Genomic DNA, 16,449 nt, shown 5'->3' on the forward strand with positions numbered 1-16,449 from the left:
CGACACGTATCCGACCCGGGTTCGGTCACTCTTGGATAAACATCGCCGAGGCTTTGCCGAGGTGGGTCGATCAGGTGGTTCCATGTGCGGCATGAACCAGCGCGGTGACCTGCGGGGGATCGTCGGTGATCTGCTGCCGGAGCTCACAGAACTGCTCGAACAGCTGATAGCGATACCGTCGATCGCGTTTCCCGGCTATCCGGCGGAGCACGTGCTGCGTGCGCACGATCGGATTGCCGATGAGTTGCGCAGGTCCGGCGTCGATGACCTGCGGGTGCTGGAACTGCCCGACACCTCGCCGGTGCTGTACGGGCGCATTCCGCCGCCGCCGGGTGCGCCGACCGTTCTGTTGTACGGGCACTACGACGTTCAGCCGTCGGGCGACGAAAAGCTCTGGAACACACCACCCTTCAGTCCGGTCCGGCGAGACGGCGCGATCTACGGGCGCGGCGCCGCCGATTGCAAAGCCAATGTGGTCGCGCATATCGGCGCGCTGCGGGCGCATGGCGGCAGGCCGCCGGTGGGGATCATCGTCGTCATCGAAGGTCAGGAGGAGTACGGGTCGGCGTTCGACGACTATCCGCTCGAGCAGCCCGACCTGTTCCAGGCCGACGCGCTGTTGATCTGCGACGCGGGCAATATCCGCGCGGGAACACCTACTCTGACCACCGCGCTGCGCGGAGTCGCCGATGTGTTCGTCGAGGTTCGTACCCTCGCCGCGCCTGTGCACTCCGGCCAATTCGGTGGTGCCGCACCGGATGCGCTGCTCGCGCTGATGGCCGCGCTGACCACCCTGCACGATGCCGACGGCAACGTCGCGGTAGCGGGACTGCGCCGGGACCGGTGGACCGGCGCGAACTACACGGAGGCCGAGTTCGCCGAAATCACCGGCATGGCACCGGGAATGCCATTGCTCGGCACCGGTCCGATCGGCGAGCGCATCTGGTACGGGCCCGCGGTCACCGTCATCGGGCTCGATGCGCCGCCGGTGAAAACCGCTGCGTCCGCAGTGGTCCCGTATGCGCGTGCCTATCTGAACGTGCGCGTTCATCCGGAGCAGGATCCGGCCGAAGGCCAGCGGGCGGTCATCGATCACCTGCGCGGGGTCAAGCCGTACGGTATCGAACTCGAGGTCACCGGCGGTGATGTCGGGCGTGGATTCGCCGCTGGCACAAGCGGTCCGGCCTATTCGGCGATGCGCGCGGCAATGCGGAAGGCGTGGGGCGCCGAGGCGGTCGATTCGGCGATGGGCGGCTCCATTCCGCTCACCAACTCGCTGGCCGCCGTCAATCCCGGCGCCGAGGTGCTGCTGCTCGGCGCCGAGGACGCCAAGTGCAACCTGCACGGCTTCAACGAACGGGTGCTGGTGAGCGAAGTCGAGAATGTCACACTCGCCGAGGCCGAGTTCTTCGAACTGTTCGCGGCCGGGGTGCGCCGGTGAGCAACCCCGAAACGGCAAAGGCCGCAGCGGAATCCGAGCCACCGGCGCAGAAGACCCGGTACTTTCCCTCCACCTACACGATCCTCGCCGGGGTGGCCGCACTGGTGTGGCTGGCCGCGTTCGTCATCCCACCGGGCGCCTACGACATCGATGGCAAGGGCCACCCGATCGCCGGTTCATACCATCGCATCGAGGACGCCGAGAACTTCGGTGCGCGGCTGCGCGATCTGTTCCTCTCGCCGATCAACGGCCTCTACGGCATTCAGGACGCGAAGTCCGGTCAGGTGGGTCCGGATCTGTCCGGCAATCTGTACGGCGCGGCCGCGGTCTTCCTGTTCGTGCTCGCCGTCGGCGCGTTCATCACCGTCGCCTTCGCCACCGGCGCGCTCGACAGTGGCATCGGGCAGTTGGCTTTTCGGCTGCGGAGCCGGTCCTCGCTGCTGATCGTCGGCGTCATGGTGGTGTTCGCGATCGCGGGCACGGTGGAGGGGTTCGCGGAGGAGACGCTCGGCTTCTACGCGCTGCTGGTGCCGTTGACCTTGGCGCTCGGCTACGACCGGATGACGGCGGTCGGCGCGATCATCTGCGGGGCGGGCATCGGCATGCTGTGTTCCACGGTCAACCCGTTCGCCACCGGCACCGCGTCCTCGGCCGCGGGCGTGCCGATCGGCGAGGGCATCGTGCTGCGGATCGCCATGCTGGTGGTGCTCACCGCGACGACCGTCGGATACGTGCTCTGGTACGCGCGCCGGGTCCAGCGTGATCCCGGCAAGTCCTGGTCGGGCTGGCAGCCCGGCGATCGCGACATCCGCGCCGAAGACCATGCGCCGCAGGCGATGACCCGTCGGCAGGCCGCGGTGCTCTGGTTGGTGGCGCTCGCCTTCGCGTTCATGATCTTCGCGATCATCCCGTGGGCGGAGGTGATCGACGGACCCGAAGCCGAGCCATTCCCGTGGGAATTGGGTTGGTACTTCCCGGAACTCACCGCGCTGTTCCTGATCGGGGCGGTGCTGATCGGGCTCGTCGGCGGACTGGGCGAGAACAGGATGTCCGAGGCGATCGGCAAGGGGTTCGGTGATTTCGTCGGCGCGGGCATGGTGATCGTGCTGGCGCGCGGAGTCACCGTCATCATGAACAACACCGAAATCACCAGCACCGCACTGCATGCGCTGGAAGGCGTGGTGACCGGCACCTCGTCGGCGCTGTTCGCCATCGCGGTCTTTCTGGTGAATGTTCCCCTCGGGTTCCTGATTCCGTCGAGTTCGGGGCATGCCACGCTGGTCATGCCGATCATGGCGCCGCTGGCCGATTTCGCGAATGTGCCACGGTCGCTTGTGGTTACCGCGTGGCAGTCGGCGTCCGGGTGGGCGAACCTGGTGACGCCGACGACCGCGGTGGTGACCGGTGGTATCGCGCTGGCGAAGGTCCGCTACGACCGGTACGTGCGATTCGTCGCGCCGCTGATGGGGATTCTGTTCGTGCTCATCTGCGCGTTCCTCGCGATCGGTGCCTGGATCTGACCCTTCGGGGCACGGCGCCGGATGGTCATGCGGGCCAGCCGCTTCCGCGGAACCGGACGTCGGTGTTGCTGCGGACCCCGTGCGGGCCGACCGCGAAGATCTCGTAGTCGATCGTCGACTGGGTGAGGACGGTGCCGGTGCCGCTGCTGATTTCGGTGACGTAGTGGGGGTCGGTGCCCAGGTCGATTTCGGTGGATTGGGATCCGCCGACGCATCCGGTGAACCGCACATCGGTGAATTGAGGGAGCAGATGTTGCGGCCCCTCGACGATCCACTCTGCGCTCGATCCGGACGAGACGATTCCCGGTGGCGGATCGAACCCCACACTGGTGTTCTGCGGGTTCGTCTTGTTGGACATGGCGACGAATCCGCGGCTCGGATTCGGTGTGCACACGGTCAGGGTGATCTCGTCGAAATCGGCGACCACGAAGTTGTCGATCCGGACCGGCGGGTTCGGATACCACTCGAAAAACGCGTAGTAGCGGACGAATTCGTCGTAGCCGGGGCCGATGCCGAGCCAGCCGATGATGCCCGCCTGCACGACCTGCTGGTCCACGATGTACCCGTTGAGCCCGATCCACACCCCGATCGAATACCGGCCGTTGGGCAGTCCGCCCGGCGGCACGAAGAGCCGGGGCACGTGGAAACTCGCGCTCACGGTGTTCAGCGCGGGCCCGTCGCCGCGCCCGACGACGGCGCCCGCCCAGCCGTCGGCGGAGAGCAACTTGCCCTGCGCGTCGCGCCGCTCGGGGTCGATCAGCGCCATGGGACGCGAGCGTCGCTCGCTCAGGATCGGATCGATGCTGAACTCCGGGGTGATCATGCGATACGAGTCGTCGATCGTGGCATCCCACAGGGCGTGCAGCCGCGGTTCGCACTCCGCGTCCGGCTTGCGCGGATATCCGTAGCGCTGCAGTTCGTCGGGGGCCGCCCGGCGCGGGCGGAAGCCCGCGGGTGGTTGATCGTAGCGGCGAAGCCGGCTCAGCAGATCCAGGTCGGACGTGGTCATCTGGGTGTCCTCTCGCCTCGGACGCGAGGTCGTACGGGTTCGGGTAGCGGCGAATGCTTCGAGCATGCGACGGGCCCGGCGGTCCGCGCAGCATCCGCGTGTCACTCAGTGGTACGCATCCGCGGTTTGGGAAGGTCGCGGTCCCGGGGCCGCCCGGCACGCAGCGCGACAACGAAGGAGTAGAAGATTCGCTCGACATAAGGTGATGCCGTGGTGTTCGTAGGCGTGGGAATCGTCGTACTCGCGGCATTCGGCGGGCTGCATTGGTACCTGTGGCGGCGGCTGGTGCGCGATACGACGACGCGCGGGTCGATCTGGCGGCGGGTGGGGACCGCGGTGATCATCCTGGGGCCGCTGCTGTTGATCGGCGCGTTCGTGGCCGAACGGGCCGGGATTTCGTTTCTGGCCATCCAGATCCTTGCCTGGCCTGGATATATGTGGGGCGTGCTTGTCCTCTACCTCGTGCTGTGGTTGCTGGTCGGCGAGGTGCTCCGGCCGTTTCTGCGGCGGTGGATCGCTCGCGGCTCCGCAGTGGCCGACGATGCGCTTGTTCCCGCGGGTGCACCTGATCACGGCACGCCGGGTAGGCCGGACGATCCCGCACCGGTGTCGCGGCGGCTCTTCGTTTCGCGCGCGGTGGGTGGTGCTGCGGCCGTCGCCGCTGTGAGCACCGTCGGTTACGGCACCTACGGCGTCCTGGCCGGACCGCGAGTGAAGCAGCTGACGGTGCCGCTGGCCAATCTGCCGCGCGCCGCGCACGGCATGCGGGTCGCCGTGGTCAGCGATATTCATCTCGGCCCGATTCTCGGTCGCGGTTTCGCCGAGCGGGTGGTCGAGACGATCAACGGTACTCAACCGGATCTCATTGCCGTGGTGGGCGATCTGGTCGACGGCAGCGTCGAACACCTGCGCTCGGCGGTCGAACCGCTGTCCCGGCTCAGAGCGCGGCACGGCGCCTATTTCGTCACCGGCAATCACGAGTACTTCTCCGGCGCCGAAGAATGGATCGAGCACGTGCAGGAACTAGGGCTGCACATGCTGGCGAACAGTCGCGTCGAGCTGCCGTATTTCGATCTCGCGGGCGTCAACGACATTCAGGGCAAACTCATCGGTCAGGGCCCGGATTTCACCGCCGCGCTCGGCAACCGCGATCTCGCCCGCACCGCCGTGCTCATGGCACACCAACCCGTGCAGATCCACGACGCGGTCAAGTTCGGCGTCGACCTGCAGCTGTCCGGTCATACCCACGGTGGCCAGGTGTGGCCCGGCAATCTGCTTGCGGGACTTGCGAATCCGACCGTCGCCGGCTTGGAGCGATACGGCGACACCCAGCTCTATGTCACCCGCGGCGCCGGTGCGTGGGGACCTCCCGTCCGAGTGGGTGCCCCGTCCGACATCACCGTGATCGAGCTGGCGTCGAAGCAGGCGTGACCGCGACAGCGCTATGCCTCGGGCAACGGACACGATCTGGTCAGCGCCCCGTGCGCCGCCCGCTCGAGCGAGGCGCGCCGCAGTAGCGTCGGGTCATGGCCGCTACTCAGTGCGTCGCCGGGCTGGTGGTTTCGCTGGTCGCCGCTGTCACGACGAGTTCGGCGTGCGGGGATTCGGGTGTCGAGCTCACGGCTGTGCTGCACGCCGTGCCGGCCGTCACGACGCAGGTGGTCGTAGTGCACACGCCGGTCGCCGCGACGACCTGGGCGACGGTGGAGACGTTCGAGAGGGTCGACGGCGCCTGGCAGAGCGTCTTTCCGGCGATGGTCGCCAGGATCGGCACGGACGGGTTCAGCGACCACCACCGGGAATCGGTGCCGTCGACGCCGACCGGCGTGTACGGTTTCGGCCCCACCGTCTACGGCATCCGACCCGACCCGGGGACCCGGTATCCGTATCACCGGCTCGTCGACGGTGATTGGTGGAACGCGAACCCGGCATCCCTCGGCTACAACACCTTTCAGCACGGCACCGATCCCGGTGGCGCGAGCGAAGCCCTCTGGCAGACCACACCGCAATACGACTACTTCGCCTTCATCACCTACAACGTCCCGCCGATCCCCGGCGCGGGCAGCGCAATCTTCCTGCACGTCAACGGATCCGGCGACACCTCCGGCTGCGTCACCCTCGCCCGCACCGACCTGCTCCGTGTGCTGCGCTGGCTGGACCCTGCCCAGACCCCGCGTATCGTGCTCGGCCCGGACAACGAGCTGGCACGGATCGCGCAGCGCTGGGACCCGTCAGCCGAGCGGACCCAGTAGCCAGTTCCCCGGCGCGTTTTCGTCGTCGCTGAGGTAGAACTCGGTGATGGCGGTGCGGAATTCCGCGTAGCTGAGCGCACCGTCGCCATCGCGGTCCAGACGGCGGAACGCGTCGCTGGAATGCGCCGGATCGATGCCGAGGCCGTCATACATTCGGACGTACTCGTCGAAGCTGAGCGAGCCGTCGCCATTGGTGTCCACGATGCGCATGAAGGCATCGGCGATGGACAGGACCGCGTCTTCGAAGTTCTCCGGTGCGGTCACGCTCGACTCCATGACCTGGATGAACTCTTGCCGATCGAGTTTCCCGTCGCCGTCGCTGTCGCCCCCGGTCTGGAGCAGACTCCACCATTTGTCGAACGCGTCGTGCAAGGCCTTCGCGTTCTCCGGGGCGTCCCCGCCCGGTAAGGCCGTGAACAACGCGGCCATCTGATGGAAATCATCCGCGGAGAGATAGCCGTCCCGATTTTGATCGAACCAGTCGAAGACGGTGTTGAACTTCCGATTCTTCGCACTATCTGCCATGAGTCTGTCCTTCTCGCTGACCGAGGTTCGCCCGGTCGTGGATCGCCAGGTGGTAGCAGTGGGTGCTGAACCCGAGCGGGCGCAGACACCCGTCGCGGGACCGAAAGCCGCGGTCCCACCGAAGAACAACTCGATTGTCCGCCTGAACCTCGTGCGCCGGTACGGTTTTCGCGTGCCTACGACCGCCCGCCACAGCCGGGTCGGCGTGTCGGCCGTCGTGTCGGCGTAACGATCACGGCCAGGCCGGCGGTCGTTTGCCGGCGGCGGGGCGTCACGGATCAGCGATGGGCCGGTGTTACGGCAGACGCCGATTCCGGACGCGCCGATCGGCCGGTGTTAGTTGCTCTGGAGGGCGATCCGGACGCCGAAGGCGACCAGGATGGTGCCCATGACGGTATCGAGGGTGCGGCGGACGACTGGTTTGGCGAGTAAGCCGCGCAGGGCGTCGACCACGTTGGCCAGCACCGAGAACCAGATCAGGGAGACGGCGGCGGCGATGGCGCCGAGGGAGATGGTGTCGGTGACGGTCGGTGCGGCGGGGACGAACTGGGGGAGGAGGGCGAGGAAGAAGACCGCGACCTTCGGGTTGAGCAGGTTGGTCAGCAGGCCCTGGCGGAAGGCGGCCGGCGCGCTAGGTCCGCCGGTCGGCAGGTCGGCGGTCGTCTCGTAGCCGCCGCGGCGCGCGGCCAGTAGCGCCCGGACGCCGAGCAGCATCAGGTAGCCCGCGCCGACGAGCTTGACGATCGTGAAGGCCAGCGCCGACGCCGCCAGGAGTCCAGCGACACCGACCGCGCTCACCACCGACCACAGGAAGACCCCGCCGGCAATCCCTGCCGCACAGGCCATTCCGGCGCGGCGGCCGGACAGCGCCGAACTCCGGGTCACGATGAAGAAGTCCGGTCCCGGTGCCATGGCGGCCACCAGGATCACGCCGCCGAGGGCAAGCATCTGCGCAGTTGACATCACCTCGACACCCTAGCGACCCGGATGCCGGCCGGACAGCCGGATTTTCCGGGGTAGCTGCGGCTCAGTCGTGCAGTGCGGCGAGCATGCGCTCTTTGCCGGACAGAATGTGGGCCTCCGCGAGCCGGCCGGCGGTCGCGGTGTCGCCGACGGCGATGGCGTCCAGGATCTCGCCGTGCTGGCAGTTGGAAACGGTTCGGGCGGCGTCGGATTCGAGGCCGTGGCGGCGGAACAGGTGCAGTTCCTTGGAGACGTCGTCGTAGAGATCAGCCAGGCGCGGGTTGCCGGACAGGGCCACCAGGGTGCGGTGCAGGTCGACGTTGCGGGGGTAGTAGTCGTCTACCGACGGGACGGCGGTTTGTAGCTGTTCCACCTTGGCGCGTAACTCGGTCAGCTGCTCGGGGGTGACACGTTCGGCGGCCAGGCGGCCGGCCAGGCCGAACAGACCGGCGCGGATGTCGTAGAGCTGCGCGGCCTCGGCGACCGAGACCTCGCGCACGAACATGCCTCTGTTGGTACGGAATTCGACCAGCTTGCCGCGTTCGAGCTGGCGCAGCGCCTCGCGCACCGGGCCGCGGCTGACGCCGAGCCGCGCGGCGAGCGAGGACTCGTTGATCCGGTCGCCGCCGCTGAGCGCGCCCGCGATGATCAGCCGCTCGAGTTCCTCGGCGATCACCTGCAGGAGCGAGCTGGACTGATGTTCGGCCACTCGCCGCTGCAGCGCGGTCATCGCCTGCGTCTGTTCGGTCGTCACCGTCGCTCCCTTGCCCGCACTCGTCAACAGCTCCGCAGTGTCGCATAGTCGACAGTCAATTGCAAATCGTTGACAGTTGACGATTCGCGCGCGCAGACTCACCTCACCGTCCAGAAGTGAGAAGGAGGACGGAATGAAGATCAAAGACATCCGTGCCAGCGTGCATACGACCTCGATCGACGTGCCGCTGCTGAGCGAGCGGGTCAGCGGTTACGGCCGGGAAGAGCAGCGCGAGTTCGTGTTCTGCGAGGTGGAGACCGACGAGGGCCTGACCGGCGTCGCCCTGACCGGGCACTTCCTGGCCAGGGCGGTGGTGGTCGCGCTGGAGCGGCACTTCCTGCCCGCGGTGCTCGAGATGGATCCGCGCGAAGTCGAAGCCATTCATCAGCGGGTCTGGCGAACCCTGAATCCGCGTGCCATGACGGGCGTGGTGTCGAGCGCCCTTTCGCTGCTGGACATCGCGCTGTGGGATATCCAGGGCAAGGCGGTGGGCCGCTCGGTCGCGAGCCTGCTCGGTGGCGCGCGTACCGAGGTTCCGGTGTACGTGACGTTCGGCTTCCCCCAGTACGACCGCGAAACCCTCTGCGCCGCAGCGCGACTGCAACTCGACGCGGGCGTCACCGCGTTGAAACTGGTGGTGGCGGTGGACCAGGGCGGCTGGCGCGAGGACGCGGCGCGCATCCACGCGGTCCGCGCCGCGGTCGGCCCGGGCATCGACCTGATGATCGACGCCAACTACCTGTTCACCCCGACCGAGGCCGCGTGCCTGTGCCGCGCCGTCGAGGACGCGAACCTGACCTGGTTCGAGGAGCCGCTGCACCAGAACGACGCCCGCGCGCTGGCGGATCTGCGGCGGCACACCAGGATTCCGCTGGCCGCCGGCCAGATGGAGGGGCATCGGTGGCGGCTGCGCGAGCTGGTCGAGCGGCAAGCTGTGGACATCCTGCAACCCAATGTCTGCTACTGCGGCGGCTTCACCGAGGCCCGCAAGGCCGCGCATCTCGCGCAGATCTACAACCTGCCGCTCGCGCACGGCGGCGGCTGGCCGCTGTTCAATCTGCACACGCTGGCCGGGCTGATGAACGGCTGGATTCTCGAATGGCACCTCGGCATGGTCCAGGTCGGCGAGCTGCTGTTCCCGGACGCGCCGAAACCGGTGAACGGGCGGATCACCGTTCCGGACCGGCCCGGTCTAGGCCTGACGGTCGATCGCGCGGCATTGCGCGACACCCTTGTCCGTGACCGGTGATGTGCGGCGATTCCCATGAGCGACACAGCAATCGCGGCCACCCCGGAGTCGACGTCGCCGCATCCCCGATGGCGCAGGCTGGCCACCAACACGAGCTTCCAAGTGTTGGTCGCGGCGGTCCTCGCGGCGATCTTCGGCGTCGTCGCGCCGGACGCGGCGGCCGCCCTGCAGCCGATCGCGAAGGCGTTCATCGCGCTGATCCAGATGCTCATCGCGCCGATCGTGTTCCTGGTGATGGTCACCGGGATCGTCGCGACCGGCGGGATGAAGGCGGTGGGCCGGATCGCGGCGCGGGCGCTGATCTATTTCGAGATCGTCACCACGGTGGGCATGCTGCTCGGGCTGCTCGCGGTGAACCTGCTGCGGCCCGGCGCCGGGGTCGCGCCGCCCGCGCACGCCTCCGGTGACCTGTCCAGCTATGTGAAGGGCGGCGCGGAACATAACTCGTTCGGCGAATTCCTCTCGAAGATGGTGCCGGACAACGCGGTCAACGCGTTCGCCACCGGCAGCATCATTCAGGTGCTGATCTTCGCGGTCCTCTTCGCCGTCGCGCTGATCAAGTTGCCGGACCGGATCTCCCAGTCCATCGTGGACGGCTGCGCCAAGCTCGGCGACGTGTTCTTCCGGATGATCGGCCTGATCATGCTGCTGGCGCCGATCGGCACCTTCGGCGCGGTGGCCGCCACGGTCGGCAAGTACGGGCCGGAAACCCTTACCGCACTGATGAAGCTGGTCGCGGTCTCCGCGATCGCCCTGGGGGTCTTCGTCGTCGTGATCCTCGGCGGGGTGTCGCTGCTCGCGGGCTTCTCGCTGTGGCGGCTGATCAAGGTGCTGCGCAAGGAGTTCGCGGTGGTGCTCGGCACGTCGTCCTCGGAAGCCGTATTGCCGCAACTGATGCGGCGATTGGAGCAGGTCGGTTGCCGCCGCAGCGTGATCGGTCTCGTGGTGCCGACCGGATTCTCCTTCAATCTGGACGGGGTCGCGGTGGTGGTGCCGATCTGCGTGGTCTTCATCGGCCAGGTGTACGGCATCCCGCTCGGCTTCGGCGACCAGGTCGGGCTGTTCCTGATCTTCCTGGTGCTGTCCAAAGGCACTGCCGGAGTGAGCGGTTCGGCGTTCATCACGCTGGCCAACACGGTGGCCGCGACCAGCCTGGTGCCGGTCGCCGGACTCGCGCTCGTCCTCTCGGTCGACCGCTTCCTCTCGCTGATGCGCGCCCTGACCAATGTCCTCGGCAACGCGGTCGCGACCGTCGTCGTCGCGCGGTGGGAACCCGACGGCCTCGACCGTGAACTCGCCGCCCGGACCATCGGGCTGTCTCGCCCGAAAACACCAGTAGGAGAACAGTAATGCCCCGAATCGTCGCCATTCACGAGGGTGTCGTGCCGATCAGTTCCGCGATGAGCAACGCGTTCATCGACTTCAGTGCGATGGACTGTTCCATCGTCGCGGTGGTCAGCGACGTGATCCGGGACGGTGAACCGGTCGTCGGCTACGGCTTCAACTCCAATGGCCGCTACAGCGCGGGAGAGATCCTGCGCCGCCGCGTCATTCCGCGGTTGATGCAGGCTGACCCGGACGAACTGCTGACCGAAGACGGTGCCGCCATCGACCCGGCGGTGGCGTGGAACGTCATGCTGCGCAACGAGAAACCGGGCGGGCACGGCGAGCGATCGGTCGCGGTCGGCGTGGTCGACATGGCGCTGTTCGATCTCGCGGCCAAGCTCGCCGGGCTGCCGCTGTACCGATGGCTCACCCAGCACTACGGCCTCGGCGCACCGGACGAGGACGTGTTCGTCTACGCCGCCGGCGGCTACTACGCACCGGGCAAGGGGCTGACCCAGCTCCAGGAAGAGATGCGCGGCTTCCTCGACCAGGGCTACGACGTGGTCAAGATGAAGATCGGCGGCGCGAGCCTGGCCGACGACGTCAAACGGGTCGAGGCCGTGCTCGAGGTGCTCGACGGTGACGGATCGAGGCTGGCCGTAGACGCCAACGGCCGATTCGACCTCGACACCGCGCTCGCCTACGGTCGTGCGCTCGCCCCGTACGGCCTGTTCTGGTACGAGGAGCCCGGCGATCCGCTCGACTTCGCCCTGCACGCGACGCTGTCCGAGCGCTACCCGGGTCCGCTGGCCACCGGCGAGAACCTCTTCTCGCTGCCGGACGCCCGCAACCTCATCCGCTACGGCGGCATGCGCCCCGACCGCGACTACCTCCAGTTCGACCCGGTGCTGGGCTACGGCCTGGTCGAATACCTGCGGATCCAGGACATGCTGCGCCAGCACGGCTGGTCGTCGCGCCGGTGCATCCCGCACGGCGGTCACCAGTTCTCCCTGCACATCGCCGCGGCGCTGCGGCTCGGCGGCAACGAGTCCTATCCCGGCGAGTTCCAGCCCACCGGCGGCTTCGCCGACTCCGCCGTGATCGAGCACAGCCGGCTGCGGCTCACCGACACACCCGGCATCGGCTTCGAAGACAAGGCTGAACTGCACCGAGTCTTCCGGGCGCTGCACACGGGGTAGCGCTTCCCCGCCATGCGGCCGCGGACCGGTTAAGATCAACGCGGCCCATGTGGACGTGGCGGCGTCCCTGGGTGTACGGGGAAGTGGCCCGCCCAGCGGCATATCGACCTTCCGTTGGGCGGGCCACACACCGGAGCCGTCGTCTGCTCGCGCGCCGAACTTGTTGCGGCGCAGCGGTCCATCCCTATCAAGGATCCTTTCCGCGGCCGTACTACTCTGCGATGGTTGAATCGCATTCGGGCCGAATCGCGTCCGTTTCGCCTGGTTGAGACGCCGTGCATGTGCACTACTGCCGGTCGGAAACTTTCTCGTTTATGTCAATGGTGACTGTCTGGGTCGCAGTGGTGTGCTCGTTGCAGACGACGCCGTCGATAGTTCCGGGCTGGTGTCGTGCCGTTCGGGACACACGAGAGGAGCCGATCCGTGGCATCGGGTACACGCTGGAGACGCTCGGTCCGCGAGGGACTGCGCTGTTCGGTTCTGCTGGCGGCCGCGACGGCGGTCGCGGGAATGTTGACGCCGGTGGGGGCCGCTTCGGCCGCAGAGCCGGTGCCGGTCGGCATCGCGACCGATCGGCAGGAGCGGGTGCTGGAGACGCGCGCCGACGTGATCGTCTCGCAGGTGAGCTACCTGCTGCCGCTGCCCGCGGGCGGGCCGGCACATCCCGCGGCGTGTGATCGGGCCGGATATCTGCGCTACCGCGCCGTGGGCAGTCCGGAGAATTCCGTCGATGCCGACCACGTGATCGTGCAGCAGCCCGGTGCGATCGGCGGTGCGGTGAACAACGACAGCGTTGCCGCGAACACCGTGGTCGCGGCCAAGGCGTCCGGGCAGAACGTCGAGTTCTGGGCGTTGGCGCGGCGTAGCTCATGCCTGGACGAGACCGTCGGGTTCGATTACGCGTTGCGGACCGGCAACTACCTCGACGCGGTCGACTACTACTTCAATCACAAGCCGATCGATGGGCAGGTGTTCCCGGGCTTCAAGGAATCGCCGGATCTGGCCGTGCTCGACGCCATGGGCATGGAACGGGTCATTCGCGACGAGTACGAGCTGATGCTCGCGGAGATCCCGGATCAGGCTGTGCGGCAACACAAGTACGTGTGCACGGGGATCTCGCTCGGCGGCCTGGTCACCGGGTTCTTCGCGGACTGGGACTTCGACGGCGACCCGGCGACGACCAGCGACGCGGGCTACAACCAGTGCGCCGCGTTCGCCGCGCAGGACACGATGATCACCTCCGATCCGGTGGCGATTCAGAACACGCCGTTCCTGCACGATCTCACCAACGCGATAGTCGGCCCGGCCAATGATGTGGTCAAGGCCGTCGCGAATGTCGGTGTGCTGCCGCGCGCGCTGGTCTCGGTGCCGATCATCGGCGCGCGATCGTTCATGATCTATCGGCTGGCCGGGCTCGCCGCCTATCTGGAACCCGACGCGGAAAGCCAACTGCTGGCGCATCTTCCGCATGATCTGGATATCGACGCCACGCTCGATTTCATGTTCTCCGGGTCGCTGACCTCGTTCGTCACCAACGGCGCGGACGGCTCCGGCAGTATGCGCGAGTTCCGGTTCACCAACACGGCCTTGCTCGGCGAGTTCATCGACAACAACTCCGGCAACTTCGCGCTGTTCCAGCAGGGCGTGGGCGCGCTGACGGGTGGACCGGTGTCGGAGAAGAGCTTCCCGGTGCCGGGTTCGGTCACCCAGGTGCCGCTGCTCGGCGGATTCCTGCGCGCGATCGCCGGCCCACAGCCGCGCGTTCGCCCTACCGATCGCAACGCGCTCTACTCCTGGCGCAACTACGACGACGTCCGAGGCGTGCCGTACACCTCGCCCAATCACGAGGCCTCCGATATCCGCGACGCGGCAAGACAACTCGGCACCGGCGGCCCTTACGCGTACTGGGAGACCTACTTTCCGGCTCGGCTGTTCGTCGACATCGGCGCGGGCTACGGCGGCGCGCGCAGCGGTGACCTGACGAACCTGCGCTACCACAACATGGCGCGGACCAAGCCCAGCTACATCGCTTACGCCGGTGACGGTTTCGTGCAGCAGGGGGTCGGCATCGTCGTACCCGCGCCGCCCACCGCGCAGGTGGTCACCCTGCCGGGCTACAGCCACGTCGACACGATCGGCGCGGCGCGGGTGCAGAACGACGGCAAGCCGGACCCCAGCGCACAGACCCTGGCCGACTTCGTGAAAACCCTTGGATGACAACACCTAACCGAACAACGCAGACCGGAAAGCAGGGAGCGATGCGGCTCACCAGTCGAATCGGAGTGAGGCCGGCCACGGCGATATCGTCGGCGATCACGGCAATGCTGATCGTCGCCGGGCTAGCGGTGCCCATATCGACTGCCGCGCCGGCGTTTTCGGTGGGGCCGGACCGGGTGGAGGTCAGCCCGGTGACCGGTGATCCGGCGCTCGGCGACGATGTCGAGGAAACGTATGTCCGGCTGCACTATCCGAGCCCGTACTCCACGATGGCACATCCGGAAGCGTGCGACTGGATCTCGTTCGTGCGATATCGGTCGAAGCAGGGGCCGCAGCAGTCGGCCGACGCCGATGCGGTGCTGACCGTGCAGCCCGGCACCTTCTCGGGTGCGGCGAACATGAATCCGCAAGGCCCGCAGGTGGTTCGGAAGGCCGCGGCGACCGGCAAGTTCGTCGAGTACATCTCGCTGGATCGCCGGGCGAACTGTGCCGAGGACCGCACCGGATGGGAAGCCGCGGACAAAGCGCGGGACTATCACGTCGCCGCGGACTACTACTTCGGCGGTAAAGCGATCGATGGCAAGTCCTACCGCTACCAGACCCCGCAGGACCTGAACTATCTCGGTGAATACGGCCTGGCGCTGACCATGGACGACTGGCGGGTGGTGATCGAGTATCTGCTGCCCGATCCCGGCGCCAGGACCAAGAGTTTCTGCGGCGGTCACTCGCTGGGCGCCTTCCTGACCGGGCCGATGATGGCGTGGGATTTCGACCAGAACGCGGCCACCACCGAGGACGCGGGCTTCAACCTGTGCGGCGGCGGCATCGTCCCGGAGGACGGGTTCGCGATGACCGACCCGGTCGGGTTCGCCGGTGCGCCGCCGCTGGACATGTTCTTTTCCGCCGTCGGCGGCGCGGTGAAGAACGGCGTGGACTGGTTGCTGAAGAACGGTCTGGGTGTCGCGCAATGGCCGGTGCTCGCGGCGAGCGAGATCATGAACGCCTATCAGTTGGCCGGCATGGCCGCGGACCAGAACCCGGACGGCGAAAGCGATCTGAAGACGCTGGTGCCGGCGGATCTGCGCACCGAACCGTGGATGCGGGCCTTTTACGGCAAGGACTATCTGGACCTGTTCACCGGCCGGAATCTGCCGCGCGACTTCCGGCTCACCAACACCGCGGCCCTTGGCATGCTGTTCGACCAGAACTCGGCGGAGTATGTCCTGCACGCGGGGATGGGATACTACGACTGCCCGACGGTCGGCAAGACCTACCCGATTCCCAACGGGCTCGCCTCGGTGCCGATCCTCGGACCGACCTTGTTCATCATTCCGCTGCGGGTCGGTTACGGCCAGAACTACACCCCGGTCGATCACCATCAGCTGTGCGGCTGGAAGAACTACGACCAGATGCCCGCTTCCACGATCGACGGTATCGATCCGGTCCGGGGCAACCCGACCGACCGCGACCACGAGGTCACCGACATTCGTCAGTTCGCCAGGGCGATGAACCCCGGCGGGCAGCCCACCGATTTCTTCGAGGAGTACACCCCGTTGCGGATCGTCACCGACACGATCTTCGCGCTCGGCCTCGGCCGCGACGGTGAGCTGCGGCAGTTGCAGAACCGCAGCGGCGGCGTCCTGAACTTCCTGCTGCACGGTGATCGCTGGCAGAGCACGCCCTCGGCCAGGCGCAACCTCACCTTGCTCTCGGGTGACTCGCCGTTGCAGAACGCGGGCTACGCCGGCATCCTGCCCGCCAACGCCAAGATCATTCCCGGCTACCGCCACTACGACGTGGTGACCGCCGCGGAACGGCAGAACAACGGGATGCCGGAGATGGCGAGCAGTCTGATCGCGAATTTCCTGACCCAGCCGTGAGGTGATCGCCGAAGGGGCGCAGGCATTTCGGCGGAAGTGCCGTCGCCGCGCGCCCCTTTCGGTGTACTGTCCAGACACATGTCCAATTGGAGTGCGGGCATGTGATCTGGGAAG

General features: G+C 67.2%; 13 protein-coding genes. 9 read left to right on the forward strand and 4 right to left on the reverse strand.

Features of this window, described 5'->3' with window-relative positions:
* Positions 1–91: 91 nt before the first annotated feature.
* Both ACFYO1_RS33655 and ACFYO1_RS33660 read left to right on the forward strand, forming a co-directional pair.
* A complete protein-coding gene (locus ACFYO1_RS33655) occupies positions 92–1,441 on the forward strand; it encodes a M20/M25/M40 family metallo-hydrolase (RefSeq protein ID WP_387240097.1) in 1,350 nt (449 codons plus the stop codon).
* On the forward strand, positions 1,438–2,961 hold the full coding sequence (locus tag ACFYO1_RS33660) for a YfcC family protein (protein ID WP_387240100.1): 1,524 nt from the start codon (positions 1,438–1,440) through the stop codon (positions 2,959–2,961). The genes ACFYO1_RS33655 and ACFYO1_RS33660 overlap by 4 nt, the downstream gene beginning before the upstream one ends.
* 25 nt (positions 2,962–2,986) lie before the next feature.
* On the opposite strand, the gene ACFYO1_RS33665 is transcribed toward ACFYO1_RS33660, so the two are convergent.
* Positions 2,987–3,970 (reverse strand): A4/G1 family peptidase, encoded by a 984-nt coding sequence (locus tag ACFYO1_RS33665; RefSeq protein ID WP_387240103.1) that lies wholly within the window; start codon positions 3,968–3,970, stop codon positions 2,987–2,989.
* 210 nt (positions 3,971–4,180) lie between these two features.
* Here ACFYO1_RS33665 and ACFYO1_RS33670 point away from each other — a divergent pair, with 210 nt between their 5' ends.
* Both ACFYO1_RS33670 and ACFYO1_RS33675 read left to right on the forward strand, forming a co-directional pair.
* Complete coding sequence (locus ACFYO1_RS33670) at positions 4,181–5,401, forward strand: metallophosphoesterase (RefSeq protein ID WP_387240106.1); 1,221 nt, start codon at positions 4,181–4,183, stop codon at positions 5,399–5,401.
* Positions 5,402–5,496: 95 nt separating this feature from the next.
* Complete coding sequence (locus ACFYO1_RS33675) at positions 5,497–6,222, forward strand: L,D-transpeptidase family protein (protein ID WP_387240110.1); 726 nt, start codon at positions 5,497–5,499, stop codon at positions 6,220–6,222.
* Here the strand turns inward: ACFYO1_RS33675 and ACFYO1_RS33680 are convergent.
* The 3 genes from ACFYO1_RS33680 to ACFYO1_RS33690 form a co-directional block, all read right to left on the reverse strand.
* Positions 6,202–6,747, reverse strand: coding sequence for an EF-hand domain-containing protein (locus tag ACFYO1_RS33680; RefSeq protein ID WP_387240113.1), 546 nt, complete (start codon positions 6,745–6,747; stop codon positions 6,202–6,204). The genes ACFYO1_RS33675 and ACFYO1_RS33680 overlap by 21 nt on opposite strands.
* A 336-nt stretch (positions 6,748–7,083) precedes the next feature.
* Positions 7,084–7,710, reverse strand: coding sequence for a LysE family translocator (locus ACFYO1_RS33685; protein WP_387240116.1), 627 nt, complete (start codon positions 7,708–7,710; stop codon positions 7,084–7,086).
* Positions 7,711–7,774: 64 nt separating this feature from the next.
* On the reverse strand, positions 7,775–8,464 hold the full coding sequence (locus tag ACFYO1_RS33690; protein ID WP_387240120.1) for an FCD domain-containing protein: 690 nt from the start codon (positions 8,462–8,464) through the stop codon (positions 7,775–7,777).
* Between the two features lie 133 nt (positions 8,465–8,597).
* On the opposite strand from ACFYO1_RS33690, the gene ACFYO1_RS33695 reads away from it, so the two are divergent.
* From ACFYO1_RS33695 to ACFYO1_RS33715, 5 genes are all read left to right on the forward strand, one after another.
* The gene (locus ACFYO1_RS33695; protein ID WP_387240123.1) at positions 8,598–9,713 is read left to right on the forward strand and encodes a mandelate racemase/muconate lactonizing enzyme family protein; all 1,116 of its coding nucleotides are present in this window, start codon (positions 8,598–8,600) and stop codon (positions 9,711–9,713) included.
* A gap of 15 nt (positions 9,714–9,728) precedes the next feature.
* Entirely contained in the window at positions 9,729–11,063 is a 1,335-nt protein-coding gene (locus ACFYO1_RS33700; protein ID WP_387240126.1) for a cation:dicarboxylate symporter family transporter, read from the forward strand.
* Positions 11,063–12,238, forward strand: coding sequence for a mandelate racemase/muconate lactonizing enzyme family protein (locus ACFYO1_RS33705; protein ID WP_387240128.1), 1,176 nt, complete (start codon positions 11,063–11,065; stop codon positions 12,236–12,238). Before ACFYO1_RS33700 ends, ACFYO1_RS33705 begins: the two co-directional genes overlap by 1 nt.
* Before the next feature lie 423 nt (positions 12,239–12,661).
* Complete coding sequence (locus tag ACFYO1_RS33710) at positions 12,662–14,455, forward strand: hypothetical protein (RefSeq protein WP_387240130.1); 1,794 nt, start codon at positions 12,662–12,664, stop codon at positions 14,453–14,455.
* Positions 14,456–14,583: 128 nt separating this feature from the next.
* Positions 14,584–16,335 carry a hypothetical protein gene (locus tag ACFYO1_RS33715; protein ID WP_387240132.1) on the forward strand — a complete coding sequence of 584 codons (1,752 nt, stop codon included), beginning with the start codon at positions 14,584–14,586 and terminating at the stop codon, positions 16,333–16,335.
* The last annotated feature ends 114 nt before the right edge of the window (positions 16,336–16,449 follow it).

Origin of the sequence: Nocardia sp. NPDC006044 (assembly GCF_042871115.1) — a bacterium.
Classification (GTDB): Bacteria; Actinomycetota; Actinomycetes; order Mycobacteriales; family Mycobacteriaceae; genus Nocardia.